Source organism: Klebsiella sp. R390 (genome assembly GCF_051131745.1).
Lineage (GTDB): Bacteria > Pseudomonadota > Gammaproteobacteria > Enterobacterales > Enterobacteriaceae > Klebsiella.
Genome location: NZ_CP180445.1, coordinates 3,167,130 through 3,191,936, shown reverse-complemented (window position 1 = coordinate 3,191,936; position 24,807 = coordinate 3,167,130). Strand labels below are relative to the sequence as shown.

General features: G+C 50.9%; 43 protein-coding genes. 6 read left to right on the top strand and 37 right to left on the bottom strand.

The window, feature by feature from the left end; all coding sequences use genetic code 11:
• From ACMYSP_RS14865 to dprA, 3 genes are read right to left on the bottom strand one after another with little or no spacing between them, the layout of a single operon-like run.
• Positions 1-543: a topoisomerase DNA-binding C4 zinc finger domain-containing protein gene (locus ACMYSP_RS14865; protein ID WP_434582813.1), complete on the bottom strand. Its 543-nt coding sequence runs from the start codon at positions 541-543 to the stop codon at positions 1-3.
• Positions 544-569: 26 nt separating this feature from the next.
• Positions 570-1,043 (bottom strand): DUF494 family protein Smg, encoded by a 474-nt coding sequence (smg, locus tag ACMYSP_RS14860; RefSeq protein ID WP_123753621.1) that lies wholly within the window; start codon positions 1,041-1,043, stop codon positions 570-572.
• On the bottom strand, positions 1,015-2,139 hold the full coding sequence (dprA, locus tag ACMYSP_RS14855) for a DNA-protecting protein DprA (protein WP_434582812.1): 1,125 nt from the start codon (positions 2,137-2,139) through the stop codon (positions 1,015-1,017). Before dprA ends, smg begins: the two co-directional genes overlap by 29 nt.
• A gap of 128 nt (positions 2,140-2,267) precedes the next feature.
• Between dprA and def the strand changes: the two genes are divergently transcribed.
• The 5 genes from def (at position 2,268) to mscL (ending at position 7,033) form a co-directional block, all read left to right on the top strand.
• A complete protein-coding gene (def, locus tag ACMYSP_RS14850) occupies positions 2,268-2,777 on the top strand; it encodes a peptide deformylase (RefSeq protein WP_434582811.1) in 510 nt (169 codons plus the stop codon).
• Between the two features lie 14 nt (positions 2,778-2,791).
• Positions 2,792-3,739 carry a methionyl-tRNA formyltransferase gene (gene fmt, locus ACMYSP_RS14845; protein ID WP_434582810.1) on the top strand — a complete coding sequence of 316 codons (948 nt, stop codon included), beginning with the start codon at positions 2,792-2,794 and terminating at the stop codon, positions 3,737-3,739.
• A gap of 51 nt (positions 3,740-3,790) precedes the next feature.
• Complete coding sequence (rsmB, locus tag ACMYSP_RS14840; RefSeq protein WP_434582808.1) at positions 3,791-5,086, top strand: 16S rRNA (cytosine(967)-C(5))-methyltransferase RsmB; 1,296 nt, start codon at positions 3,791-3,793, stop codon at positions 5,084-5,086.
• Between the two features lie 13 nt (positions 5,087-5,099).
• The gene (gene trkA, locus ACMYSP_RS14835) at positions 5,100-6,476 is read left to right on the top strand and encodes a Trk system potassium transporter TrkA (RefSeq protein WP_434582807.1); all 1,377 of its coding nucleotides are present in this window, start codon (positions 5,100-5,102) and stop codon (positions 6,474-6,476) included.
• Positions 6,477-6,619: 143 nt separating this feature from the next.
• A complete protein-coding gene (gene mscL / locus ACMYSP_RS14830) occupies positions 6,620-7,033 on the top strand; it encodes a large-conductance mechanosensitive channel protein MscL (protein WP_123753627.1) in 414 nt (137 codons plus the stop codon).
• On the opposite strand, the gene ACMYSP_RS14825 is transcribed toward mscL, so the two are convergent.
• The 31 genes from ACMYSP_RS14825 to rpsJ form a co-directional block, all read right to left on the bottom strand.
• Positions 7,034-7,249: an alternative ribosome-rescue factor A gene (locus ACMYSP_RS14825; protein ID WP_434582806.1), complete on the bottom strand. Its 216-nt coding sequence runs from the start codon at positions 7,247-7,249 to the stop codon at positions 7,034-7,036.
• Between the two features lie 57 nt (positions 7,250-7,306).
• On the bottom strand, positions 7,307-7,729 hold the full coding sequence (zntR, locus tag ACMYSP_RS14820) for a Zn(2+)-responsive transcriptional regulator (RefSeq protein WP_174510507.1): 423 nt from the start codon (positions 7,727-7,729) through the stop codon (positions 7,307-7,309).
• Positions 7,730-7,731: 2 nt separating this feature from the next.
• Positions 7,732-8,100: a DUF1992 domain-containing protein gene (locus ACMYSP_RS14815; RefSeq protein ID WP_434587106.1), complete on the bottom strand. Its 369-nt coding sequence runs from the start codon at positions 8,098-8,100 to the stop codon at positions 7,732-7,734.
• Positions 8,101-8,207: 107 nt separating this feature from the next.
• Entirely contained in the window at positions 8,208-8,594 is a 387-nt protein-coding gene (rplQ, locus tag ACMYSP_RS14810; RefSeq protein WP_004868344.1) for a 50S ribosomal protein L17, read from the bottom strand.
• 40 nt (positions 8,595-8,634) lie between these two features.
• Positions 8,635-9,624 carry a DNA-directed RNA polymerase subunit alpha gene (locus ACMYSP_RS14805; protein ID WP_002919219.1) on the bottom strand — a complete coding sequence of 330 codons (990 nt, stop codon included), beginning with the start codon at positions 9,622-9,624 and terminating at the stop codon, positions 8,635-8,637.
• Between the two features lie 25 nt (positions 9,625-9,649).
• The gene (rpsD, locus tag ACMYSP_RS14800) at positions 9,650-10,270 is read right to left on the bottom strand and encodes a 30S ribosomal protein S4 (protein ID WP_004868345.1); all 621 of its coding nucleotides are present in this window, start codon (positions 10,268-10,270) and stop codon (positions 9,650-9,652) included.
• A gap of 33 nt (positions 10,271-10,303) precedes the next feature.
• The gene (gene rpsK, locus ACMYSP_RS14795) at positions 10,304-10,693 is read right to left on the bottom strand and encodes a 30S ribosomal protein S11 (protein WP_004138423.1); all 390 of its coding nucleotides are present in this window, start codon (positions 10,691-10,693) and stop codon (positions 10,304-10,306) included.
• A 16-nt stretch (positions 10,694-10,709) separates the two neighbouring features.
• Complete coding sequence (gene rpsM / locus ACMYSP_RS14790) at positions 10,710-11,066, bottom strand: 30S ribosomal protein S13 (protein ID WP_123753631.1); 357 nt, start codon at positions 11,064-11,066, stop codon at positions 10,710-10,712.
• A 146-nt stretch (positions 11,067-11,212) separates the two neighbouring features.
• Positions 11,213-11,329, bottom strand: coding sequence for a 50S ribosomal protein L36 (gene rpmJ, locus ACMYSP_RS14785; protein ID WP_000868187.1), 117 nt, complete (start codon positions 11,327-11,329; stop codon positions 11,213-11,215).
• A 31-nt stretch (positions 11,330-11,360) separates the two neighbouring features.
• Entirely contained in the window at positions 11,361-12,692 is a 1,332-nt protein-coding gene (gene secY, locus ACMYSP_RS14780) for a preprotein translocase subunit SecY (RefSeq protein WP_041142963.1), read from the bottom strand.
• Between the two features lie 7 nt (positions 12,693-12,699).
• Positions 12,700-13,134 carry a 50S ribosomal protein L15 gene (gene rplO / locus ACMYSP_RS14775; RefSeq protein ID WP_123753632.1) on the bottom strand — a complete coding sequence of 145 codons (435 nt, stop codon included), beginning with the start codon at positions 13,132-13,134 and terminating at the stop codon, positions 12,700-12,702.
• Between the two features lie 3 nt (positions 13,135-13,137).
• A complete protein-coding gene (rpmD, locus tag ACMYSP_RS14770) occupies positions 13,138-13,317 on the bottom strand; it encodes a 50S ribosomal protein L30 (RefSeq protein ID WP_001140434.1) in 180 nt (59 codons plus the stop codon).
• Positions 13,318-13,320: 3 nt separating this feature from the next.
• Positions 13,321-13,824 carry a 30S ribosomal protein S5 gene (gene rpsE / locus ACMYSP_RS14765; RefSeq protein ID WP_004106339.1) on the bottom strand — a complete coding sequence of 168 codons (504 nt, stop codon included), beginning with the start codon at positions 13,822-13,824 and terminating at the stop codon, positions 13,321-13,323.
• A 14-nt stretch (positions 13,825-13,838) separates the two neighbouring features.
• A complete protein-coding gene (gene rplR / locus ACMYSP_RS14760; RefSeq protein ID WP_000358960.1) occupies positions 13,839-14,192 on the bottom strand; it encodes a 50S ribosomal protein L18 in 354 nt (117 codons plus the stop codon).
• A 9-nt stretch (positions 14,193-14,201) separates the two neighbouring features.
• On the bottom strand, positions 14,202-14,735 hold the full coding sequence (gene rplF / locus ACMYSP_RS14755) for a 50S ribosomal protein L6 (protein WP_041142965.1): 534 nt from the start codon (positions 14,733-14,735) through the stop codon (positions 14,202-14,204).
• A gap of 12 nt (positions 14,736-14,747) precedes the next feature.
• A complete protein-coding gene (rpsH, locus tag ACMYSP_RS14750; RefSeq protein WP_004106343.1) occupies positions 14,748-15,140 on the bottom strand; it encodes a 30S ribosomal protein S8 in 393 nt (130 codons plus the stop codon).
• A gap of 33 nt (positions 15,141-15,173) precedes the next feature.
• Complete coding sequence (gene rpsN, locus ACMYSP_RS14745) at positions 15,174-15,479, bottom strand: 30S ribosomal protein S14 (RefSeq protein ID WP_002919667.1); 306 nt, start codon at positions 15,477-15,479, stop codon at positions 15,174-15,176.
• A 14-nt stretch (positions 15,480-15,493) separates the two neighbouring features.
• Positions 15,494-16,033, bottom strand: coding sequence for a 50S ribosomal protein L5 (rplE, locus tag ACMYSP_RS14740; RefSeq protein ID WP_041142966.1), 540 nt, complete (start codon positions 16,031-16,033; stop codon positions 15,494-15,496).
• Between the two features lie 14 nt (positions 16,034-16,047).
• Entirely contained in the window at positions 16,048-16,362 is a 315-nt protein-coding gene (gene rplX / locus ACMYSP_RS14735) for a 50S ribosomal protein L24 (RefSeq protein WP_041142967.1), read from the bottom strand.
• 10 nt (positions 16,363-16,372) lie between these two features.
• Complete coding sequence (rplN, locus tag ACMYSP_RS14730; RefSeq protein ID WP_004160583.1) at positions 16,373-16,744, bottom strand: 50S ribosomal protein L14; 372 nt, start codon at positions 16,742-16,744, stop codon at positions 16,373-16,375.
• Between the two features lie 160 nt (positions 16,745-16,904).
• A complete protein-coding gene (rpsQ, locus tag ACMYSP_RS14725) occupies positions 16,905-17,159 on the bottom strand; it encodes a 30S ribosomal protein S17 (protein ID WP_004868357.1) in 255 nt (84 codons plus the stop codon).
• A complete protein-coding gene (rpmC, locus tag ACMYSP_RS14720; protein ID WP_123753634.1) occupies positions 17,159-17,350 on the bottom strand; it encodes a 50S ribosomal protein L29 in 192 nt (63 codons plus the stop codon). Before rpmC ends, rpsQ begins: the two co-directional genes overlap by 1 nt.
• Complete coding sequence (gene rplP / locus ACMYSP_RS14715; RefSeq protein WP_002919759.1) at positions 17,350-17,760, bottom strand: 50S ribosomal protein L16; 411 nt, start codon at positions 17,758-17,760, stop codon at positions 17,350-17,352. Before rplP ends, rpmC begins: the two co-directional genes overlap by 1 nt.
• A gap of 12 nt (positions 17,761-17,772) precedes the next feature.
• A complete protein-coding gene (gene rpsC / locus ACMYSP_RS14710; RefSeq protein ID WP_123753635.1) occupies positions 17,773-18,471 on the bottom strand; it encodes a 30S ribosomal protein S3 in 699 nt (232 codons plus the stop codon).
• Between the two features lie 17 nt (positions 18,472-18,488).
• On the bottom strand, positions 18,489-18,821 hold the full coding sequence (rplV, locus tag ACMYSP_RS14705) for a 50S ribosomal protein L22 (protein ID WP_002919773.1): 333 nt from the start codon (positions 18,819-18,821) through the stop codon (positions 18,489-18,491).
• A gap of 14 nt (positions 18,822-18,835) precedes the next feature.
• Entirely contained in the window at positions 18,836-19,114 is a 279-nt protein-coding gene (gene rpsS, locus ACMYSP_RS14700) for a 30S ribosomal protein S19 (protein ID WP_001138115.1), read from the bottom strand.
• Positions 19,115-19,130: 16 nt separating this feature from the next.
• Positions 19,131-19,952 carry a 50S ribosomal protein L2 gene (rplB, locus tag ACMYSP_RS14695; protein WP_002919786.1) on the bottom strand — a complete coding sequence of 274 codons (822 nt, stop codon included), beginning with the start codon at positions 19,950-19,952 and terminating at the stop codon, positions 19,131-19,133.
• Between the two features lie 17 nt (positions 19,953-19,969).
• Positions 19,970-20,272, bottom strand: a complete 303-nt coding sequence (gene rplW / locus ACMYSP_RS14690) for a 50S ribosomal protein L23 (RefSeq protein ID WP_004868363.1) — start codon at positions 20,270-20,272, stop codon at positions 19,970-19,972.
• Positions 20,269-20,874, bottom strand: a complete 606-nt coding sequence (gene rplD / locus ACMYSP_RS14685) for a 50S ribosomal protein L4 (protein ID WP_000424395.1) — start codon at positions 20,872-20,874, stop codon at positions 20,269-20,271. The genes rplW and rplD overlap by 4 nt, the downstream gene beginning before the upstream one ends.
• A gap of 10 nt (positions 20,875-20,884) precedes the next feature.
• Complete coding sequence (gene rplC, locus ACMYSP_RS14680) at positions 20,885-21,514, bottom strand: 50S ribosomal protein L3 (protein WP_004868374.1); 630 nt, start codon at positions 21,512-21,514, stop codon at positions 20,885-20,887.
• Positions 21,515-21,546: 32 nt separating this feature from the next.
• Positions 21,547-21,858: a 30S ribosomal protein S10 gene (gene rpsJ, locus ACMYSP_RS14675; RefSeq protein WP_001181005.1), complete on the bottom strand. Its 312-nt coding sequence runs from the start codon at positions 21,856-21,858 to the stop codon at positions 21,547-21,549.
• A gap of 380 nt (positions 21,859-22,238) precedes the next feature.
• Here rpsJ and ACMYSP_RS14670 point away from each other — a divergent pair, with 380 nt between their 5' ends.
• A complete protein-coding gene (locus ACMYSP_RS14670) occupies positions 22,239-22,682 on the top strand; it encodes a prepilin peptidase (RefSeq protein ID WP_434582760.1) in 444 nt (147 codons plus the stop codon).
• Positions 22,683-22,689: 7 nt separating this feature from the next.
• Here ACMYSP_RS14670 and bfr read toward each other — a convergent pair whose 3' ends face one another.
• The 3 genes from bfr to tuf all read right to left on the bottom strand — a co-directional run bounded on the left by bfr (position 22,690) and on the right by tuf (position 24,799).
• The gene (gene bfr / locus ACMYSP_RS14665) at positions 22,690-23,166 is read right to left on the bottom strand and encodes a bacterioferritin (protein WP_434582759.1); all 477 of its coding nucleotides are present in this window, start codon (positions 23,164-23,166) and stop codon (positions 22,690-22,692) included.
• 73 nt (positions 23,167-23,239) lie between these two features.
• Complete coding sequence (bfd, locus tag ACMYSP_RS14660; RefSeq protein ID WP_004106366.1) at positions 23,240-23,434, bottom strand: bacterioferritin-associated ferredoxin; 195 nt, start codon at positions 23,432-23,434, stop codon at positions 23,240-23,242.
• 180 nt (positions 23,435-23,614) lie between these two features.
• Entirely contained in the window at positions 23,615-24,799 is a 1,185-nt protein-coding gene (gene tuf, locus ACMYSP_RS14655; protein WP_187042350.1) for an elongation factor Tu, read from the bottom strand.
• Between the last annotated feature and the right edge of the window lie 8 nt (positions 24,800-24,807).

Sequence of the window (24,807 nt, the reverse complement as noted above, 5' to 3'; positions counted from 1 at the left end):
TTATTCCGCCGGGATCGGCTTTCCACATTGCTTACTGGCACAAAAGCATTTTACGCCCTGTGCCGTTTTCTTTTCGATTAATAGCGGATAGTGGCATTCAGGGCATTCACCCGCTACCGGTTTGAAGTTGATAACGAACTGGCAATCGGGGTAACGATCGCAAGAATGGAACGTTTTGCCGAAACGAGAGCGACGCTGAACCAACTGCCCCTGTCCACACTGCGGGCAGGCAATCGCGGTTTCATCAGGTTTATCGATAGTTTCGGTATGTTCGCATTCCGGGTAGCGGCTACAGCCAATAAACATACCGAAGCGCCCCTGGCGCAACACCATAACAGCGCTGCAAGACGGACACACCTGCCCCTCCAGCACTTTTACGATATGCCCGTCCGCCTGGTTTTTCAGGGGACGGACATAATCACAGTCCGGATAGTGTGAGCAGCCGAGAAACGGCCCGTGTTTCCCGGAGCGAATTACCAGTTCAGCCCCACACTGTGGGCAGGGCTCATTTTTACGCACCGAAAACAGTGCTGATTTGGTCATAACAACTCGATGTTGCTGCAAAAAGATTAATGCAGCATACCTTCATTTACTTCGAAGAGTAATTCTTCCATTTGTTGATAGGCATTTTCACAGCCTGGAATGTTAAACAGCACCATCAGAATCACCCATTTCAGGTCTTCCAGATCGAACTCTGCCGTATCCAGCGCTAACACACGCTCTATCACCATTTCTCGCGTTTCGAGGTTCAACACCTGAATCTGCTCGAGGAATAATAAAAATCCTCGGCAACTGGCATCCAGACGCAAGCACTCTTCTTCGGTGTAAATCCGCAAAGAGAGCGGGTCTGACGCAAGCTGCATGGGTTCAACGAGACCTTCCTGATAATCAGCCAGTTTCTCGAGCCACATCAGCGCGTTATAGATATCTTCCCGATCAAAACCTGCATCAGTCAGATCACGGGTCAGTTTGTCCTGGTCCACGCGCATTTCTGCTTCGTTTTGAATGTAAGTCTCAAACAAATACATGAGTACGTCGAACATGGCTTGCCCTCCTTAATCGGACATAGCCGCCGGGTACAGCTGCGATCCAGCCTGCTAACTCCAGTTCAAGTAGCTGAGCTACGGTCACTGGCACAGATTGGCCGGCACGTTCAGCGACAACGTCAACAGGTGTTACCTCATCTCCTACGTTAGCCAGGAGCTCTGGAAATGGCAATGCCATGGGAGGCCGATCCACGCAATTATTTATATTGTCAGGTGTATCAGGGAACCATTGTAGCTCCTGCCGGCAGTATTCAATGATATCTTCCGCCGACGTCACGAGGACGGCCCCTTGCTTAATTAACCAATGCGGCCCTTCTGAGCCAGGATTACCCACCGGCCCGGGTAGCGCAAAAACCTCTCTCCCTTGCGCTAATGCACAGCGAACGGTTACCAGGGAGCCACTTTTTAAAGCGGCCTCAATCACCACGACGCCAACACTGAGCCCGCTGATGATCCGGTTACGACGAGGAAAATTCCCCGGTAGCGGAGCCGCAGCAAGAGGGAATTCGGACAACAATGCGCCACCGCTATCCACGATTTGTGTTGCCAGTGCACGATGACGGCGTGGATAAATCGCCTCTAATCCATTGCCGAGTACGCCAATGGTTTTCCCGTGGGCTTCCAGCGCACCGCGATGAGCGACGCCATCAATGCCGAGCGCCAGACCACTGGTAATCGTAATGCCACGAGACGCCAGCAATTCACTGAACTGTCGCCCCCAACGCGCGCCGTACCAGGAATGTGCGCGACTACCAACAATCGCCAGTTGAACGCTGCTGAGAAGGGGTAAATCTCCGCAGACGAAAAGTGCGCCAGGATAATCAACGATCGCACGTAGTTGCGACGGATAGTATGGATCGTCGGCCAGCAGCAGATGGTGCCCGGGTTGCTCTAGCCACAATAGTGCAGAATCAAGCTGTTGCTGGCTAAAAGACATAAATTGCCCAACCTGCGCGCTACTCAATCCACAGGCACCGAGTGCTTCACTATCAAGCACAGAGGCCGAGCACAGTTTACGGGCCGCCCTCATCATGCTGTCACCATAAAGGTTGCTCACCTTCATCAGGCGCAACCAAATCTCTGTAGGCGCCATCCTTATCCCCTGCCATAAGTGGCTTTGACAATCCTTGTGATTGGAGAGCGAGACTGTCAATTACAGGGGGTTTTGTCTAGAATAGAGCTAATAATCTTATCCACTCCTGAATACGACTCTGGATCTTTATGACTGTTTTGCAAGTGTTACATATCCCGGACGAGCGCCTTCGCAAAGTCGCTGAACCGGTAAAAGAAGTGAATGCAGAAATTCAGCGTATCGTCGATGATATGTTCGAGACGATGTACGCGGAAGACGGTATTGGCCTGGCCGCCACTCAAGTGGACATCCATCAGCGGATCATCGTCATTGATGTTTCTGAGAACCGCGAACAGCATCTGGTGTTAATCAACCCTGAGCTGCTGGAAAAGAACGGTGAAGCGGGTATCGAAGAGGGTTGCCTGTCGATCCCGGAACAACGCGCGCTGGTTCCACGTGCCGAAACCGTGAAAATTCGCGCATTAGATCGCGAAGGCAAGTCGTTCGAACTGGAGGCTGACGGTCTGCTGGCTATCTGCATCCAACATGAAATGGATCACCTGGTAGGCAAGCTGTTTATCGATTATCTGTCACCGCTTAAGCAACAGCGTATCCGTCAGAAAGTTGAAAAACTGGATCGTTTGCGTACGCGTGCCTGAGGACAAGGACTAACGTGTCACAATCACTACGTATCATTTTTGCGGGAACCCCTGATTTTGCAGCGCGTCATCTTGATGCGCTGTTGTCGTCTGAGCACCAGGTTGTTGGCGTATTTACCCAGCCGGACCGCCCTGCTGGCCGCGGCAAAAAGCTGATGCCGGGGCCGGTAAAAGCCCTCGCTGAGAGCCACAATCTGCCGGTATTCCAGCCTGTTTCCTTGCGCCCGCAGGAAAATCAGCAGTTGGTTGCGTCGCTGAACGCCGATGTCATGGTTGTCGTGGCCTACGGATTGCTTCTTCCTAAAGCGGTGTTGGATATGCCGCGCCTGGGCTGCATCAACGTACATGGCTCATTGTTACCACGCTGGCGTGGGGCAGCACCGATCCAACGCTCGCTCTGGGCGGGTGACGCGGAAACCGGCGTGACCATCATGCAGATGGATGTTGGTCTGGATACCGGCGACATGCTGTACAAGCTCTCCTGCCCGATCACGGCACAGGATACCAGCGCAAGCCTGTATGGCAAGCTCGCGGATCTCGGCCCGCAGGGATTACTGGAAACATTAACCCAGTTGGCGAATGGCACCACTCAGCCGGAAGTGCAGGACGAGGCTGTTGTAACCTACGCAGAGAAGCTCAGTAAAGAAGAAGCCCGTATTGACTGGTCACTTTCCGCCGTCCAACTCGAACGTTGTATTCGTGCCTTCAACCCGTGGCCGATGAGCTGGCTTGAAATTGACGAACAACCGGTGAAAGTCTGGCAGGCATCTGTGATTGCTGAAACCAGTAACGCTGAACCAGGCACCATCGTAGCCGCCGGCAAGCAAGGCATTCAGGTCGCAACAGGTAACGGTATCCTGAATCTGGAATCGCTGCAGCCTGCGGGTAAAAAAGCAATGAGCGCCCAGGATCTGCTAAATTCTCGCCGGGATTGGTTTACGCCCGGCAACCGTCTCTCCTGACGGTAATCACTTCTAAAGCCCGGGTTTACCGGGCATTTTTATTTTGCGGTTATGAAAAAAAATCTTAATTTACGCAGTCTGGCGGCCCAGGCCGTTGAGCAAGTTGTCGAACAAGGCCAGTCCTTGAGCAACGTTCTGCCACCGTTACAGCAGAAGGTCGGGGAAAAGGACAAAGCACTGCTGCAAGAGTTGTGCTTTGGCGTGCTGCGCACGCTGAGTCAGCTGGAGTGGCTGGTTAACAAGCTGATGGCGCGCCCGATGACCGGCAAACAGCGCACTATTCACTACTTAATTATGGTCGGGTTTTATCAGCTGCTCTATACCCGCATTCCTGCTCATGCTGCGCTAGCAGAGACCGTTGAAGGCGCCGTAGCAATCAAACGTCCGCAGCTGAAAGGGCTCATCAACGGCGTATTACGCCAGTTTCAGCGTCAACAGGAAACCCTGCTGGCCGAATTATCCCAGGGCGAGAGCCGCTTTCTCCATCCCGCCTGGTTGCTTAACCGCCTGAAAAAATCCTGGCCGCAGCAATGGCAGGCCATCGCCGAAGCGAATAACCAGCGCCCACCTATGTGGCTGCGTGTTAACCGCAATCATCACTCGCGCGATGAGTGGCTGAAATTGCTTGAAGCCGCCGGATTACAGGGGTTCACTCATCCTGATTACCCTGATGCGGTTCGCCTGGCAACGCCGGCCCCCGTCCACGCATTACCGGGATTCGATCAGGGCTGGGTCACCGTTCAGGATGCTTCAGCCCAGGGCTGCATGCGCTATTTGACCCCAGAAAACGGCGAGCGGATCCTGGATCTGTGTGCCGCTCCCGGGGGAAAAACGACGCATATTCTCGAAGTTGCGCCGCAGGCTAATGTGCTGGCCGTTGATATTGACGAACAACGCCTGTCCCGCGTCTACGACAACCTGAAACGACTCGGCATGAAAGCCCAGGTTAAACAGGGCGATGGCCGCTATCCAGCCCAGTGGTGCGAGGATGAAAAATTCGACCGTATTCTGCTTGATGCCCCCTGCTCAGCAACGGGCGTCATTCGTCGCCATCCAGATATTAAATGGTTACGCCGCGACCGCGATATTGCCGAACTGGCCCAACTGCAGTCAGAAATTCTGGATGCTATCTGGTCACATCTGAAACCTGGCGGCACACTGGTCTATGCAACCTGTTCAATCCTTCCGGAAGAGAATAGCCAGCAGATTGCGGCGTTCCTGAAGCGTACCGCAGATGCCGAACTCAGCAGCACCGGTACCCCCGAGCAGCCTGGCGTGCAAAATTTGCCTGGTTCTGAAGACGGTGATGGGTTCTTTTACGCTAAGCTGATCAAACATCGGAAATAATGGATCACTGCTGATGAAGATTATTATTCTGGGCGCCGGTCAGGTAGGTGGAACTCTCGCGGAAAACCTCGTCGGAGAGAACAACGACATCACCTTAGTCGATACCAATGGGGATCGCCTGCGCAGTCTGCAGGATAAATTCGACCTTCGCGTTGTTCAGGGACACGGTTCCCACCCCCGGGTATTACGTGAAGCCGGCGCTGATGATGCCGACATGCTGGTTGCGGTAACGAGCTCAGATGAGACCAATATGGTGGCCTGCCAGGTCGCCTACTCGCTCTTTAATACCCCCAATCGTATTGCCCGCATCCGCTCGCCGGATTACGTCCGGGATGCCGAAAAACTGTTCCACTCAGAAGCGGTCCCCATTGACCATCTAATCGCACCTGAACAGTTAGTTATCGACAATATCTATCGCCTTATTGAGTATCCGGGTGCGCTGCAGGTCGTCAACTTTGCAGAAGGGAAAGTCAGTCTCGCGGTGGTGAAAGCCTACTATGGCGGTCCGCTGGTCGGTAATGCACTATCAACCATGCGCGAACATATGCCACATATCGACACACGCGTCGCGGCCATTTTCCGCCATGACAGGCCTATTCGCCCTCAGGGCTCAACGATTGTTGAAGCCGGCGATGAGGTGTTCTTTATTGCCGCATCCCAACATATCCGCGCGGTAATGAGTGAGCTGCAGCGTCTGGAAAAACCTTATAAACGAATCATGCTGGTTGGTGGTGGCAACATCGGGGCGGGTCTGGCTCATCGTCTTGAGAAAGATTACAGCGTAAAACTCATCGAACGCGATCAGCAACGCGCCGCTGAACTTGCCGAGAAATTGCAAAATACGATCGTGTTTTATGGCGATGCCTCCGATCAGGAGCTGCTGGCCGAAGAGCACATTGATCAGGTGGATCTTTTCATTGCCGTTACCAACGATGACGAAGCGAACATCATGTCCGCCATGCTGGCCAAACGAATGGGCGCCAAAAAAGTGATGGTGCTGATCCAACGGAAAGCGTACGTCGATCTGGTACAAGGTAGCGTGATCGACATTGCGATATCTCCGCAGCAGGCCACCATTTCTGCCCTCCTCAGTCATGTGCGTAAAGCGGATATTGTTGGCGTATCATCACTACGCCGCGGTGTGGCTGAGGCCATTGAAGCTGTCGCCCATGGCGATGAAAGTACCTCCCGGGTTGTTGGTCGTTCGATCGATGAGATCAAACTGCCACCAGGCACGATCATTGGCGCCGTAGTCCGTGGTAACGATGTTATGATTGCCAATAATAACCTGCGCATTGAACAGGGTGACCATGTCATTATGTTCCTGACCGACAAAAAATTTATCTCCGATGTCGAACGCCTGTTCCAGCCAAGTCCTTTCTTCCTTTAATAACTGCGGGCGGCAATACAGCGCCCGCTTTAATTACCCTGCACTTATTAATGGATAATATTTTTTAGCAATTATTCAACAGTAATGGCAAACAGGAATACATTTGATAAACTTATTAAGTTGGCTGGTTCAAGGAGAATAAAATGAGCATTTTAAAAGAGTTTCGCGACTTCGCGATGCGCGGGAATGTTGTTGATTTAGCAGTGGGTGTCATCATTGGTGCAGCATTTGGTAAAATTGTATCGTCACTGGTTGCCGATATTATTATGCCACCGCTTGGACTACTGATTGGCGGTATTGATTTTAAATCCTTTGCCGTTACATTGCGCGATGCACAGGGTGATATCCCTGCTGTCGTGATGCATTACGGGGTGTTTATCCAGAATGTCTTCGATTTTGTGATCGTGGCTTTTGCCATTTTTATGGCAATCAAATTGATGAATAACCTGAATCGCAAAAAGGAAGAAGCACCAGCAGCACCGCCGGCTCCGTCGAAAGAAGAAGTATTGTTAAGTGAAATTCGCGATCTGTTGAAAGAGCAAAATAACCGTTCTTAATCAAGCGGCAGAAAGCAGAAGGCCAGTGGTAAAAAAGTGGATCACTCTTTTGCCACTGGCCTCCCGGTCATTCCGCCCTGCATGTTTGTCCTTACGTTGATAACTACCTTTCCCTTTCTTACTTTTTTCAATCCGTTGCCTGAATAATGGGTCGTGCAGTAACGCCTCAATGGCATTGTCTTTAATCTGCCCTTTAGTATGTTGATAGCGGCTCATGATGACTCCTGATAGTAGATAAGATCGTCGCGAGTGTAGATCTGCGCGATGAGAAAATCAACGTCCTGTCGTGCTACTTGCCCCCTGCTCAAGCGCCTCAAGAATCGAGCAATACACACTGCTGTGCGCACTCCCGCAACAGGCGTCATTGAGTCGTTGCAAAGACCGGCGCATCGATTGTAGTTCTTTAATACGTGCTTCCACTTCACCCAAACGGGCCTGTACGATGCCTTTAGATTCCTGACAAGTGTGATGCTCCGGATCGACACGGATCGACAATAATTCGCGGATCGCTTCCAGCGTAAAGCCTAGCTGGCGGGCATAGCGAATAAACCGCAAACGCTGAAGATCTTTCTCGGTGTACAGCCGAAAACCACCTTCGGTACGGACATCGTGAGCCATCATCTGCTGCTTTTCATAGTAGCGGATGGTGTCGGGCGTCACATCAGCCAGTTTCGCGAGTTCACCAATACGATACATGCCTACTCCTTATTCATTTTGTTATACAGCCTGTCCGCATATTCACCCCGTAAAAAATCAGTACTCAATCCAGCCTGGCGAAGCTTCAGTTCAAGCAACGCAAGCTGACGGCTCAATTCAGCGTGTTGTGGGTCATCAGGGCGGACAACTTTGAGTAAATCAATCAGCGCGACGGCTTCCCGGCGCTGCTCAAGTTCTGGTGGAAGACAACCGGCGTTTTTGAGTAGCCGATAGCCGGCACGCAGTTCAGGTGGGACATGTAGATCGTCGTCTAGCGTCAGCGGCTCTCCACGGCCGGGCAGGTCGTCGAACTCGCCTTTGCGCTGGGCGTCAAGGATATGGCGTTCTGCCCACTGATCCAGTAACCACATCATACGGCTCCGGGGATGAACAAAAAGAATACAGCTATTGTAGTGAAGCCAACATAACGAGGATATAAAAAAACCCGCCGGGGCGGGTTTTTTTACGTTACTACAGATTACTCTGCAGCAGCTTCTGCTTTCAGCTCAGCACGATCAACCAGCTCGATGTATGCCATCGGCGCGTTGTCGCCTGCACGGAAGCCACACTTCAGAATGCGAGTGTAACCACCGGCGCGGCTCGCGAAACGCGGGCCCAGCTCGTTAAACAGTTTTGCCACGATCTCGTTATCACGAGTGCGGGCGAATGCCAGACGACGATTAGCAACGCTATCAGTCTTGGCAAGAGTAATCAGCGGCTCAACTACGCGACGCAGTTCTTTCGCTTTCGGCAGGGTCGTCTTGATGATTTCATGACGAACCAGCGAACCAGCCATGTTACGGAACATAGCCTGGCGATGGCTGCTGTTGCGGTTCAGTTGACGACCACTCTTACGATGGCGCATGACCTTATCCTTCTCAGTAAAACCTTAACCTGTGATCCGGTTACTCGTCAGCAATGCTTGCCGGTGGCCAGTTTTCCAGGCGCATGCCCAGAGACAGACCACGTGAAGCCAGCACGTCTTTAATCTCGGTAAGAGATTTTTTACCCAGGTTCGGCGTTTTCAGCAACTCAACCTCGGTACGCTGTACCAGATCACCGATATAGTGGATAGCTTCTGCCTTGAGGCAGTTAGCAGAGCGGACAGTCAATTCGAGATCGTCAACAGGGCGCAGCAGGATCGGATCGAATTCTGGTTTCTCTTCTTTAACTTCCGGCTGACGTACATCACGTAAGTCAACGAAAGCTTCAAGTTGTTCTGCCAGGATGGTTGCCGCACGACGAATCGCCTCTTCAGGATCGATTGTGCCGTTGGTTTCCATTTCGATGACCAGCTTGTCCAGGTCGGTACGCTGTTCTACACGCGCTGCTTCAACATTGTAGGCAATACGCTCTACTGGGCTGTAGCATGCGTCGACCAGCAGACGGCCGATTGGGCGCTCATCTTCTTCCGAATGAATTCGGGCAGAAGCCGGCACATAACCACGACCGCGCTGAACTTTGATACGCATGCTAATCGCAGCGTTCTCATCGGTCAGGTGGCAGATCACATGTTGCGGCTTGACGATTTCGACATCACCGTCATGGGTAATGTCGGCTGCGGTCACAGGGCCAATGCCAGATTTATTCAAAGTAAGGATGACTTCATCTTTACCCTGAACTCTCACCGCAAGCCCTTTCAGGTTGAGCAGGATTTCAAGGATATCTTCCTGAACGCCTTCTTTGGTGCTGTACTCGTGCAGTACACCATCAATCTCAACCTCGGTCACCGCGCAACCCGGCATCGATGAGAGCAGAATACGGCGCAGTGCGTTACCCAGAGTATGGCCAAAGCCACGCTCTAAAGGCTCAAGGGTCACCTTGGCGTGCGTCGAACTCACTTGCTCGATATCGACCAGGCGCGGTTTTAGAAACTCTGTCACAGAACCCTGCATTGTGTCCTCTCTTTGGTACTAAGCTTTACTTGGAGTAAAGCTCGACGATCAGGTGTTCGTTAATGTCCGCAGACAGATCAGAACGTTCCGGCTGACGCTTGAACGTACCTTCCATCTTGCCAGCATCAACTTCCAGCCAGGTTGGCTTTTCACGCTGCTCAGCCAGCTCCAGAGCGGCTTTCACGCGAGATTGCTTTTTCGCTTTCTCACGAATGCTAACAACGTCGTTCGCTTTAACCTGATAAGAAGCAATGTTAACAACACGACCGTTTACCATGATAGCTTTGTGGCTAACCAGCTGACGTGATTCAGCACGAGTCGCGCCGAAGCCCATACGGTATACAACGTTGTCCAGACGACCTTCCAGCAGAGCCAACAGGTTTTCACCGGTGTTGCCTTTCAGACGTGCTGCTTCTTTATAGTAGTTACGGAACTGACGCTCCAGCACACCGTACATACGGCGAACTTTTTGCTTTTCACGCAACTGCACACCATAGTCAGACAGACGCGGTTTACGCGCACCGTGCTGGCCAGGAGCTTGTTCAATTTTACACTTGGTATCGATCGCGCGAACGCCAGACTTAAGGAACAGGTCTGTGCCCTCACGACGGCTCAGCTTGAGCTTAGGACCCAAATATCTTGCCATTTTCTTTCTCCAACAATCCTAGAAACGAGCGCGTTATACGCGACGTTTTTTCGGCGGACGACAACCGTTATGAGGGATCGGAGTCACATCAGTAATATTAGTGATGCGGAAACCAGCGGCGTTCAGTGCACGAATAGTAGATTCGCGACCCGGACCCGGACCTTTGACCATAACTTCCAGATTCTTGATGCCGTATTCTTTTACGGCTTCAGCGCAACGCTCTGCTGCAACCTGAGCTGCAAACGGAGTGGATTTGCGAGAACCACGGAAACCGGAACCACCGGCTGTTGCCCAACCCAGTGCGTTACCCTGACGATCAGTGATGGTAACGATGGTGTTGTTAAAAGAAGCATGGACATGAGCCACGCCATCAGAGACTTGTTTTCTTACACGCTTACGTGCACGAACTGGTGCCTTTGCCATTATTCAATCACCCCGATTATTTCTTGATCGGTTTACGCGGACCCTTACGGGTACGTGCGTTGGTCTTAGTACGCTGACCGCGAACCGGAAGACCACGACGATGGCGTAAACCACGATAGCAACCAAGGTCCATCAGACGCTTGATGCTCAGGGTGATTTCACGGCGCAGATCACCTTCAACGACAAATTTGCCTACTGCTTCACGCAGGGCTTCAATTTGTTCTTCAGACAGCTCACTGATCTTAACATTTTCAGCGATACCCGTGTCAGCACAGATGGCTTTAGAGCGGGTCTTGCCGATACCGAAAATTGCAGTTAATGCGATTACGGTATGTTTTTGATCAGGAATGTTAATGCCTGCTATACGGGCCACTATGCACTCCTACTATTTAATATGTACGCACCATGCTGAAAAGCCCGTTTTCAGGATACTCAAATGGAAACGTACAGACATACAAAAGATTGGCTGGCTAATCTAGCCAGCTCAATCCAACTTTGCAAGAAAAATATGCGAAAAAATCAGCCTTGGCGCTGTTTATGCTTTGGCTCGGCACTGCAAATCACACGGATGACACCATCACGCTTAACGATTTTGCAGTTACGGCATAATTTCTTGACGGAAGCACGAACTTTCATTTTTACTCTCCGTAACTTCTCGGGCGACCCGTTAGCGGCCGTAGCCTTTCAGGTTCGCCTTCTTCAATGCAGACTCGTACTGACTTGACATCATCAGAGTTTGCACTTGAGCCATAAAGTCCATTATCACAACGACAACAATAAGCAGCGAGGTTCCACCGAAGTAGAACGGCACTTTCATTGCATCACGCATGAACTCCGGGATCAGGCAGATAAAGGTAATATACAGCGCACCAACCAAAGTCAGACGAGTCATTACTTTATCGATATACTTCGCCGTTTGCTCTCCCGGACGAATTCCTGGTACAAATGCACCGGACTTCTTCAGGTTATCTGCTGTTTCACGCGGGTTGAAAACCAACGCCGTGTAGAAGAAACAGAAGAAGATGATCGCAGACGCATAGAGTAACACATAAAGCGGTTGCCCAGGCTGCAAATACAGCGAAATTGTTGTCAGCCAGTTCCAACCGGTTCCGCCCCCGAACCATGACGCGATGGTTGCAGGGAACAGAATAATGCTGGAAGCGAAGATTGCCGGGATTACCCCCGCCATATTCACTTTCAACGGTAAATGTGTGCTCTGTGCAGCATAGACACGACGACCTTGTTGACGCTTCGCGTAGTTCACCACAATGCGGCGTTGACCACGTTCTACGAACACAACAAAGAAGGTCACGGCAAATACTAATACTGCAACCAATAGCAACAGGAGGAAGTGCAGGTCGCCTTGACGCGCTTGCTCGATAGTATGGGCGATGGCTGGCGGGAGACCCGCAACGATACCAGCGAAGATAATGATCGAGATACCGTTACCGATACCACGTTCAGTAATCTGTTCGCCGAGCCACATCAGGAACATGGTTCCTGTGACCAGACTTACAACAGCGGTGAAGTAGAATGCAAAGCCTGGATTCATTACCAGGCCCTGCATACCAGGCATATTCGGTAGACCGGTAGCAATACCGATCGACTGGAATATAGCCAACACCAGAGTACCGTAGCGGGTGTACTGGCTGATCTTACGACGACCAGACTCCCCTTCTTTCTTCATCTCTGCTAACGGTTGATAAACAACTGTAAGCAGTTGGACAATGATCGATGCCGAGATGTACGGCATGATACCCAAAGCAAAGATAGAAGCACGGCTGAGAGCACCACCAGAGAACATGTTGAACATTTCAATGATGGTGCCTCGCTGTTGCTCAAGCAGTTTGGCAAGTACAGCGGCATCAATACCAGGGATCGGAATAAAAGAACCAATACGGAATACAATCAGCGCACCGATAACAAACAAAAGTCTGCGTTTCAGCTCGCCAAGTCCACCTTTGGCACTTTGAAAATCTAATCCCGGTTGCTTAGCCATCTGCTACTTATTCCTCAATTTTACCGCCAGCAGCTTCGATAGCAGCACGAGCACCTTTAGTCACACGCAGGCCACGAATAGTTACCGGACGAGCTACCTCGCCAGACAGGATCACTTTCGCGAACTCGATCTGGATACCGATAATATTAGCCGCTTTCAGCGTGTTCAGGTCGACTACATCGCCTTCTACGTGAGCCAGATCAGACAGACGAACTTCTGCAGTGATCATCGCTTTACGAGAAGTGAAGCCGAATTTCGGCAGACGACGGTACAGAGGCATCTGACCACCCTCGAAACCGCGACGTACGCCACCGCCAGAACGAGAGTTCTGACCTTTGTGACCACGACCACCGGTTTTACCGAGGCCAGAACCGATACCACGACCAAGGCGTTTACCCGCCTTTTTGGAGCCTTCGGCCGGAGACAGAGTATTTAAACGCATCTCTTACTCCTCAACTTTAACCATGAAGGAAACCGCGTTGACCATACCACGAACAGCGGGAGTATCCTCGCGCTCTACGGTGTGACCAATACGACGCAGACCCAGGCCAAGCAGCGTTGCCTTGTGTTTCGGCAGACGACCGATTGCACTGCGGGTTTGAGTAATTTTAATAGTCTTTGCCATGGTTTATTTCCCCAGAATTTCTTCAACGGATTTACCACGCTTGGCAGCGACCATTTCTGGAGAATTCATATTTTCCAGGCCATCAATAGTTGCACGAACCACGTTGATCGGGTTGGTGGAACCATATGCTTTGGCCAGAACGTTATGAACTCCAGCAACTTCCAGAACGGCGCGCATTGCACCACCGGCGATGATACCGGTACCTTCGGAAGCTGGCTGCATGAATACACGAGAACCCGTGTGAACACCTTTAACCGGGTGCTGCAGGGTGCCGTGGTTCAGCGCGACGTTAATCATATTGCGACGGGCTTTTTCCATCGCTTTCTGGATCGCTGCTGGAACTTCACGCGCTTTACCGTAACCAAAACCTACGCGGCCATTACCATCACCAACAACAGTCAGAGCTGTGAAGGAGAAAATACGACCACCTTTAACGGTTTTAGATACGCGGTTAACCGCGATCAGCTTTTCCTGCAGTTCGCCAGCTTGTTTTTCGATGTGAGCCATCTTACACCTCTACCTTAGAACTGAAGGCCAGCTTCACGGGCAGCATCTGCCAGTGCCTGGACACGACCATGATATTGGAACCCGGAACGGTCAAAGGAAACATCTTTGATGCCTTTTTCCAGAGCGCGTTCAGCAACAGCTTTACCCACAGCTGCAGCCGCGTCTTTGTTACCGGTGTACTTCAATTGTTCAGCGATAGCTTTTTCTACAGTAGAAGCAGCTACCAGAACTTCAGAACCGTTCGGTGCAATTACCTGTGCGTAAATATGACGCGGGGTACGATGTACCACCAGGCGAGTTGCACCCAGCTCCTGGAGCTTGCGGCGTGCGCGGGTCGCACGACGGATACGAGCAGATTTCTTATCCATAGTGTTACCTTACTTCTTCTTAGCCTCTTTGGTACGCACGACTTCGTCGGCGTAACGAACACCCTTGCCTTTATAAGGCTCAGGACGACGGTAGGCGCGCAGATCTGCTGCAACCTGGCCGATCACCTGCTTATCAGCGCCTTTCAGCACGATTTCAGTTTGAGTCGGACATTCTGCAGTGATACCGGCCGGCAGTTTATGTTCAACTGGGTGTGAGAAACCTAAAGCCAGGTTTACTACATCCCCTTTGACCGCTGCACGATAACCTACACCAACAAGCTGAAGCTTTTTAGTGAAGCCTTCGGTAACACCGATAACTACTGAGTTAAGCAGGGCACGCGCGGTACCAGCCTGAGCCCAACCGTCTGCGAAACCATCACGCGGACCGAAAGTCAGTGCATTATCTGCATGTTTAACTTCAACAGCATCGTTGAGAGTACGAGTCAGCTCGCCATTCTTACCTTTGATCGTAATAACCTGACCGTTGATTTTTACATCAACGCCGGCAGGAACAACGACCGGTGCTTTAGCAACACGAGACATTTTTTCCTCCGATTAGGCTACGTAGCAGATAATTTCGCCACCAAGACCAGCTTGGCGCGCTGCACGATCAGTCATAACACCTTTAGAGGTAGAAATAACTGCGATACCCAGACCCGCCATAACTTTCGGCAGCTCATCTTTACGTTTGTAGATGCGCAGACCTGGGCGGCTGACACGCTGAATGCTTTCTACAACAGCTTTACCCTGGAAATACTTAAGAGTCAGTTCCAGTTCCGGCTTGATGTCGCCTTCAACTTTAAAATCTTCAATAAAGCCTTCTTCCTTCAGCACGTTGGCAATTGCCACTTTCAGCTTGGAGGAAGGCATGGTGACCGCAGCTTTATTCGCGGCCTGACCGTTACGGATACGGGTCAGCATATCCGCGATCGGATCTTGCATGCTCATCTGTCTTTACTCCCGTGATTCAATTGGTGACAATTACCAGCTAGCCTTTTTCAGACCCGGGATTTCACCGCGCATAGCGGCTTCACGGACCTTGATACGGCTCAACCCGAACTTCCGCAGGAAACCATGCGGACGACCTGTTTGACGGCAGCGGTTACGCTGACGAGACGGGCTGGAATCACGCGGCAGAGTCTGCAGCTTGAGAACAGCATTCCAACGATCTTCGTCGGTTGCGTTCACATCAGAGATGATAGCTTTCAGTTCAGCGCGTTTAGCGAAGAATTTATCAGCTAAAGCCACGCGCTTTACTTCGCGTGCTTTCATTGATTGCTTAGCCATTAAGTAACCCTACCTTACTTGCGGAACGGGAAGTCAAAGGCAGCCAGCAGAGCGCGGCCTTCTTCATCAGATTTCGCAGTAGTGGTAATGGTAATATCCAAACCACGAACGCGGTCGACTTTATCGTAGTCGATTTCTGGGAAGATGATCTGCTCACGGACACCCATGCTGTAGTTACCACGACCATCGAATGACTTAGCGGACAGGCCACGGAAGTCACGGATACGCGGTACAGCAATAGTGATCAGGCGCTCAAAGAACTCCCACATGCGTTCGCCACGCAGGGTTACTTTACAGCCGATCGGATAGCCCTGACGGATTTTGAAGCCTGCAACTGATTTGCGTGCTTTGGTGATCAACGGCTTTTGACCGGAGATTGCTGTCAGATCTGCTGCTGCATTATCCAGCAGTTTCTTGTCAGCGATCGCTTCACCAACACCCATGTTCAGGGTGATCTTCTCGACCCGAGGGACTTGCATGACAGAATTGTAGTTAAACTCAGTCATGAGTTTACCAACTACTTCGTCTTTGTAGTAATCATGCAGTTTCGCCATCGTACTACTCCAAATTACTTGATAGTTTCGCTGTTAGATTTGAAGAAACGGACTTTTTTGCCGTCTTCGAATCTAAAGCCTACACGGTCAGCCTTGCCGGTTGCCGCATTGAAGAGTGCAACGTTAGAAACCTGAATTGCAGCTTCTTTTTCAACGATGCCACCTGGTTGGTTCAGGGCCGGAACCGGCTTCTGATGTTTCTTAACCAGGTTGATACCTTCAACAATGAGCTTGCCGGAAGACAAGACATTCTTAACTTTACCGCGTTTACCTTTATCTTTACCGGTTAACACGATAACTTCGTCATCACGACGGATTTTCGCTGCCATGATTCGCTCCTTAGAGTACTTCTGGTGCCAGAGAGATAATTTTCATGAACTTCTCGGTACGAAGCTCACGAGTTACCGGCCCAAAAATACGCGTACCGATGGGCTGCTCGCTGTTATTGTTCAGAATAACGCATGCATTACCATCAAAGCGAATGACAGAACCGTCCGGGCGACGAACACCCTTCCTGGTGCGCACCACTACCGCCTTCAGCACATCACCCTTTTTGACCTTACCACGCGGAATTGCTTCCTTGATGGTGATCTTGATGATGTCGCCTACGCCTGCGTAGCGACGGTGCGAGCCACCCAGAACCTTGATACACATTACGCGACGTGCACCGGAGTTGTCGGCGACGTTCAGCATAGTCTGTTCTTGGATCATTTTAGTGCTCCGCTAATGTCAACTACTACTGAGACCCAAAATCGGGCCAATAAATATCCCCATATCGAGGGCGCGGCATTATAACACCGGAAATCGGATATGGGTAGAAAAAATAAACGGCTCATCGCTGAGCCGTTTATCCGTTGAGAACACAGCTCTATTACAGAACTGCTTTCTCTACAACGCGAACCAGCGTCCAGGACTTAGTCTTGGACAGCGGACGGCATTCGTGGATTTCGACCACGTCACCGATACCGCATTCGTTGTTCTCGTCATGTACGTGCAGTTTGGTCGTACGCTTGATGAATTTACCGTAGATCGGGTGTTTCACAAAACGTTCGATAGCAACAACGATGGATTTCTCCATTTTATTGCTAACAACACGACCTTGCAGAGTACGGATTTTATCGGTCATTACGCATCCGCCTTCTCAGTCAGTAAAGTCTTAACGCGCGCAACATCACGACGCACTTGCTTCAGCAGGTGAGTCTGTTGCAGCTGGCCACTTGCAGCCTGCATACGCAGGTTGAACTGCTCACGCAGCAGGTTCAGCAGCTCAGCGTTCAGCTCTTCAACGCTTTTTTCACGCAGCTCTTTTGCTTTCATTACATCACCGTCTTAGTTACAAAGGTGGTTTTGATAGGCAGTTTCGCTGCTGCCAGGCCGAAGGCTTCACGGGCCAGCTCTTCCGGAACACCGTCCATTTCATACAGGACTTTACCCGGCTGAATCAAGGCAACCCAATACTCCACGTTACCTTTACCTTTACCCATACGAACTTCCAGCGGCTTCTCGGTGATCGGTTTGTCCGGGAATACACGGATCCAGATCTTACCTTGACGCTTAACTGCACGGGTCATAGCACGACGTGCTGCTTCGATCTGACGTGCAGTCAGACGACCACGGCCAACAGCTTTCAGACCGAAAGTGCCGAAGCTAACATCCGTACCCTGCGCCAGACCACGGTTGCGGCCTTTGTGCACTTTACGGAATTTTGTACGCTTTGGTTGTAACATCAGCGACGCTCCTTATTTACGGCCTTTACGCTGCTGCTTTTTAGGTTGAGCAGCCGGTTCCGGTTGTTCAACAGCAGCCATACCACCCAGGATCTCGCCTTTGAAGATCCATACCTTAACGCCGATAATACCGTAAGTGGTACGCGCTTCAGAGGTGTTGTAGTCGATGTCAGCACGCAGAGTGTGCAGCGGTACGCGACCTTCACGGTACCATTCGGTACGTGCGATTTCCGCGCCGCCCAGACGGCCGCTAACTTCAACTTTGATACCTTTAGCGCCCAGACGCATTGCGTTCTGTACAGCACGCTTCATAGCACGACGGAACATAACACGACGTTCCAGCTGAGAAGTGATGCTGTCAGCAACCAATTTAGCGTCCAGTTCTGGCTTACGAACTTCGGCGATATTGATCTGTGCAGGAACGCCAGCGATATCCGCTACGACCTTGCGCAGTTTTTCTACGTCTTCGCCTTTCTTACCGATAACGATGCCCGGGCGAGCAGTGTGAATGGTCACACGGATGCTCTTAGCCGGACGCTCGATAACGATACGAGATACGGACGCTTTAGCCAGTTCTTTAGTCAGGAACTGACGTACTTTAAAATCGCTGTCCAGGTTGTCAGCGAATTCTTTGGTGTTCGCGAACCAGGTAGAGTTCCATGGTTTGACAATACCCAGGCGAATACCATTAGGATGTACTTTCTGACCCATTGCTAGTCTCCAGAGTCTCAGCGATCGGACACAACCACAGTGATGTGGCTGGTGCGCTTCAGGATGCGATCTGCACGACCTTTCGCACGCGGCATAATGCGCTTCATGCTCGGGCCTTCATCTACGAAAATTTTCGCAACTTTCAGATCGTCAATGTCAGCGCCATCGTTGTGTTCAGCGTTAGCAATGGCAGATTCCAGTACCTTCTTGACCAATACAGCAGCTTTCTTGTTGGTGTAGGTCAGAATATCCAGGGCCTGCGACACTTTCTTACCGCGAATCAGGTCAGCTACAAGGCGAACCTTCTGAGCAGAAGAACGAGCATGGCGATGTTGAGCTAAAGTTTCCATCTCTTCCTCCTACCTTATTTCTTCTTCGCTTTTTTATCAGCAGCATGGCCGCGATAAGTACGAGTCGGTGCGAATTCACCCAGTTTGTGACCAACCATTTCGTCGGAAACAAAAACTGGAACGTGCTGACGACCATTATGGACAGCGATGGTCAAACCGATCATGTTAGGAAAGATCGTTGAACGACGGGACCAAGTGCGCAGGGGCTTCTTGTCTCCGCTTTCCACCGCTTTCTCTACCTTCTTCAGCAAGTGCAGGTCAATAAAAGGACCTTTCTTGAGAGAACGTGGCATGGCTTATCCTCTAATATTATTTGCTACGGCGACGTACGATGAATTTATCAGTACGCTTGTTGCTGCGGGTCTTCTTACCTTTGGTCTGCAGGCCCCACGGGGATACCGGGTGCTTACCAAAGTTACGACCTTCACCACCACCATGTGGGTGGTCGACTGGGTTCATCGCAGTACCGCGAACGGTAGGACGAACACCACGCCAGCGTGCAGCACCTGCTTTACCCAGAACGCGCAGCATATGCTCAGCATTGCCAACTTCGCCCAGAGTAGCGCGGCAGTCTGCTTCGACTTTACGCATTTCACCAGAACGCAGACGCAGGGTGACATAAGCACCATCACGAGCAACGATCTGAACGTAAGTACCAGCGGAACGTGCCAGCTGACCGCCTTTACCAGGTTTCATTTCTACGTTATGAACGGTAGAACCAACCGGGATATTGCGCATCGGCAGGGTGTTACCTGCTTTGATTGCAGCATCAACGCCAGACTGAATCTGGTCGCCAGCTTTCAGGCCTTTAGGGGCCAGGATGTAACGGCGTTCGCCATCTTTGTACAGAACCAGCGCGATGTTCGCGGAACGGTTCGGATCGTACTCAAGACGCTCAACAACTGCCGGGATACCATCTTTGTTGCGTTTGAAGTCAACAATACGGTAAGCCTGCTTGTGGCCACCACCGATATGACGGGTGGTGATACGGCCATTGTTGTTACGACCACCGGATTTGCTGTTTTTTTCCAGCAACGGAGCAAAAGGTTTGCCCTTGTGCAGCTCAGGGTTAACCACTTTAACAACGTGGCGACGACCCGGAGATGTCGGTTTACATTTAACAACTGCCATTGTATTACTCCTCCGACTTACTCAGCGCCGCCAACGAAGTCCAGATTCTGGCCTTCTTTCAGGGTGACGTAAGCTTTTTTCCAGTCGCTACGACGACCGATACGCTGTCCGTGACGTTTAACTTTCCCTTTAACTACCAGGGTGTTAACGACTTCGACTTCGACTTCAAACAGTTTCTGCACAGCAGCTTTGATTTCTGCTTTAGTCGCGTCTTTAGCAACTTTGAGAACGATGGTGTTTGTTTTTTCCATCGCAGCAGACGCTTTTTCAGAAACGTGCGGTGCACGCAGCACCTTCAGCAGACGTTCTTCACGAATCATGCCAGCATCTCCTCAACTTGCTTAACAGCATCAGCAGTCATTACGACTTTGTCGAAGGCGATCAGGCTAACCGGGTCGATACCAGTTGCATCGCGTACGTCAACCTTGTGCAGGTTGCGCGCAGCCAGGAACAGGTTCTCGTCCAGCTCACCGGTGATGATCAGCACATCTTCCAGAGCCATGTCTTTCAGTTTCTGTGCCAGCAGCTTAGTTTTAGGCGCTTCAACAGAGAACTTCTCGACAACGATCAGACGATCCTGACGTACCAGTTCGGACAGAATGCTTTTCAGCGCGCCGCGGTACATCTTTTTGTTAACTTTTTGACTGTGGTCCTGCGGGCGAGCAGCGAAGGTCACGCCACCGGAACGCCAGATCGGGCTCTTGATAGAACCTGAACGCGCACGGCCGGTACCTTTCTGGCGCCACGGCTTTTTGCCTGAACCAGTTACTTCAGCACGAGTCTTCTGAGCACGAGTACCCTGACGAGCACCAGCTGCATAAGCAACAACAACCTGGTGTACCAGCGCTTCGTTGAAATCACGACCGAAGGTAGTTTCGGAAACAGTCAGCGCGCTCTGCGCGTCTTTCAATACTAATTCCATTGCTATCTCCTCACGCCTTCACAGCTGGTTTAACGATCAGGTCGCTACCGGTTGCACCCGGGACAGCACCTTTAACCAGCAGCAGGTTGCGCTCAGCGTCAACACGTACTACGTCCAGGCTCTGAACGGTGACACGCTCATTACCCAGCTGACCTGCCATTTTCTTGCCTTTGAACACTTTGCCCGGAGTCTGGTTCTGACCGATAGAACCCGGAACGCGGTGAGACAAGGAGTTACCGTGAGTAGCGTCCTGGGTACGGAAGTTCCAGCGCTTAACGGTACCGGCGAAACCTTTACCTTTAGAGGTACCGGTTACGTCAACTTTTTTAACGTCAGCAAACAGTTCTACGCTAATGCTCTGACCTACGGTGAATTCTTCGCCGTCAGCAAGACGGAATTCCCACAGACCACGGCCAGCTTCTACGCCAGCTTTAGCGAAGTGACCAGCTTCCGGCTTGGTTACACGGTTAGCTTTTTTAGCACCGGTGGTAACCTGAATTGCGCGGTAACCATCGTTAGCCAGGTCTTTGACCTGTGCAACACGGTTTGCTTCAACTTCGATTACGGTTACTGGGATAGATACGCCATCTTCAGTGAAGATGCGGGTCATGCCCACTTTTTTACCGACTAAACCAATCATTGTTTCAACCTCTCAATCGCTCGATGACCTGATTAACCCAGGCTGATCTGCACGTCTACACCGGCAGCCAGATCCAGACGCATCAGAGCATCAACGGTTTTCTCAGTTGGCTCAACGATGTCAACCAGACGCTTGTGAGTGCGAATTTCGTACTGATCACGCGCATCTTTGTTGACGTGCGGAGAGATCAGAACGGTAAAGCGCTCTTTGCGGGTCGGCAGCGGGATCGGACCACGAACCTGCGCACCAGTGCGCTTGGCAGTCTCGACGATTTCCGCGGTTGATTGATCGATCAGACGATGATCAAACGCTTTAAGACGGATACGGATTCTTTGGTTCTGCATGAGACCAGAGCTCCAATTATTTATAGACGAAATGATTACTCCTCATACCCATTACGATTGATGGGAGAGTGTAACCGTTCTTACATAGTTCCCCGATTGGGAACATTGTTTGATAGCTAACTGCTCTATCAGGGTTCATATCGAACCAGCCTGCCAATTTTGACAGGCCCGCGCATTATACGCAAATTCCGGCCTTACGCAAGTACTGCATACAAAATCAGCAATCATTTTTGCGTACCTGCCTGGTCAGGCACTGCAACACCCTGAAATAAGGTCAAAACATCAGAATACCGCTCGAGAATATCAGCTCTGTCTTTTGCCACTGGCCACCCTTTCTCCCAGACTCTGGGTTACAACTCCGCAGCCAGGGCAATGAATCGATGACGCTCCCCTTCTTACTTGTCTATAGCAGTTTTACGCTCGCACTGTGCTGGTATGATTTACGGGATGGGTTACTTCCTGACCGTCTGACCTGTCCCCTGCTCTGGTGTGGTCTGCTCTATTATCTTTGCCATGCCCCAATGAAACTGGAACAAGCCGTTGCAGGTGCCATCGCGGGCTATCTCGCCTTCGCCTTGATCTACTGGCTTTATCGCGGGATTCGCGGTTATGAAGGATTAGGCTATGGGGACGTCAAATTTCTGGCAGCCCTTGGCGCATGGCATGGCTGGGAACTGTTGCCACAATTGATCTTTATGGCCTCACTTCTTGCCTGTGGCGGATGGTTGGTTTTGATGCTGTCGGGTAAAACGCTGGGGTCATTAAACAACCCGCTGCCATTTGGCCCTTTTTTGGCTGCAGCGGGTTTTTGGTGTGGATGGTAAACGCGAGTTAGTCAGCCACTTTGATCTGCGACTGGAGGTAGTTCGGCAGCCCGATTTTACCGATAAGATCTAGCTCGGTTTCCAGCCAGTCAATATGGCCTTCCTCATCGGTAAGAATTTCGATCAGCATGTCGCGACTAACATAGTCATGAACGCTATCAGCATAGGCGATCGCCTCACGCAGATCTTTTGCGCCTTCAAGCTCCAGCCTTAAATCAGATTGCAACATCTCCTCGACATCTTCACCGATGCCCAGTCTTCCGAGATCCTGCAGATTTGGAATGCCTTCAAGAAACAAAATCCGCTCGATGTATTTATCAGCGTGTTTCATTTCATCTATGGACTCATGATATTCAACATCATTGAGACGCATCAGGCCCCAGTTCTTGAACATTCTGGCATGAAGAAAGTACTGATTTATTGCGACAAGCTCATTACCCAATAATTTATTGAGATAACTTATGATTTTGACATCACCTTTCATTATATAGTCCCTCCGCTTCCACTTATTGAAGCGTAGTTCGGGCTATATAGATGTCAAAGAAAAGCCGGAGTGCTTAAGCGATCTCCTGGTATTCAGGCATGCGGGTTAATTCATCTTCCATAATCTCGCGGGCCGCGCGGACGCACTTACCGCATTGATTTCCCACAGGAATGAATTTACGCAGTTGCTGAAAAGACTGAGGATGAAATTGACGTACGGCCTGACGAATTTTTTTATCGTTTACACCATTACACAAACAAACGTACATACCGACTCCCGTTCAATTTATGATCAAAAGTGTAAATGAGAATAGTTATAATTACAATAGACTATTGTTGAAATACCGAGAGTGAAGCACGTTTTAATCAAGCAACATCTTTACTGTCACCGTAAATGACAGACAGCAAAAAGGGCGCCGAAGCGCCCTTTTTAATTCAGAACTAATAAATTAGCCCAGAACTTTAGCTACAACGCCCGCACCAACAGTACGGCCGCCTTCACGGATTGCGAAACGCAGACCATCGTCCATCGCGATCGGGTGAATCAGGGTAACAACCATTTTGATGTTGTCGCCCGGCATGACCATCTCTACGCCTTCCGGCAGTTCGATGGTACCAGTCACGTCAGTTGTACGGAAGTAGAACTGCGGACGGTAGCCTTTGAAGAACGGAGTATGACGGCCGCCTTCATCTTTGGACAGGATGTACACTTCAGATTCGAATTTGGTGTGCGGCTTGATAGAACCCGGCTTAGCCAGTACCTGACCACGTTCGATTTCTTCACGTTTGATACCACGCAGCAGAACACCAACGTTCTCACCAGCACGGCCTTCGTCCAGCAGTTTGCGGAACATTTCAACGCCAGTACAGGTAGACTTAGCAGTCTCTTTGATACCAACGATTTCAACTTCTTCGCCAACTTTAACGATACCGCGCTCTACACGACCGGTAACAACAGTACCACGGCCGGAGATGGAGAATACGTCTTCGATCGGCAGCAGGAACGGCTTATCAATCGCACGCTCTGGTTCCGGGATGTAAGAATCCAGGTAGCCAGCCAGCTCAACGATCTTAGCTTCCCACTCAGCTTCGCCTTCCAGCGCTTTCAGAGCAGAACCACGGATGATCGGAGTGTCGTCGCCCGGGAAGTCGTACTGAGACAGAAGTTCACGAACTTCCATTTCAACCAGTTCCAGCAGCTCTTCGTCATCAACCATGTCGCATTTGTTCAGGAACACGATGATGTAAGGAACGCCTACCTGACGACCCAGCAGGATGTGCTCACGAGTCTGCGGCATCGGGCCGTCAGTCGCAGCAACAACCAGGATCGCGCCATCCATCTGAGCAGCACCGGTGATCATGTTTTTAACATAGTCGGCGTGGCCCGGGCAGTCTACGTGTGCGTAGTGGCGAGTCGGGGTGTCATATTCAACGTGGGAAGTGTTGATGGTGATACCACGAGCTTTTTCTTCCGGTGCGTTATCGATCTGGTCGAATGCACGAGCAGAACCACCGTAGGTTTTAGCCAGAACGGTAGTGATTGCAGCGGTCAGAGTAGTTTTACCATGGTCAACGTGGCCGATAGTACCGACGTTGACGTGCGGTTTTGTACGTTCAAATTTTTCTTTAGACACGGCTATAT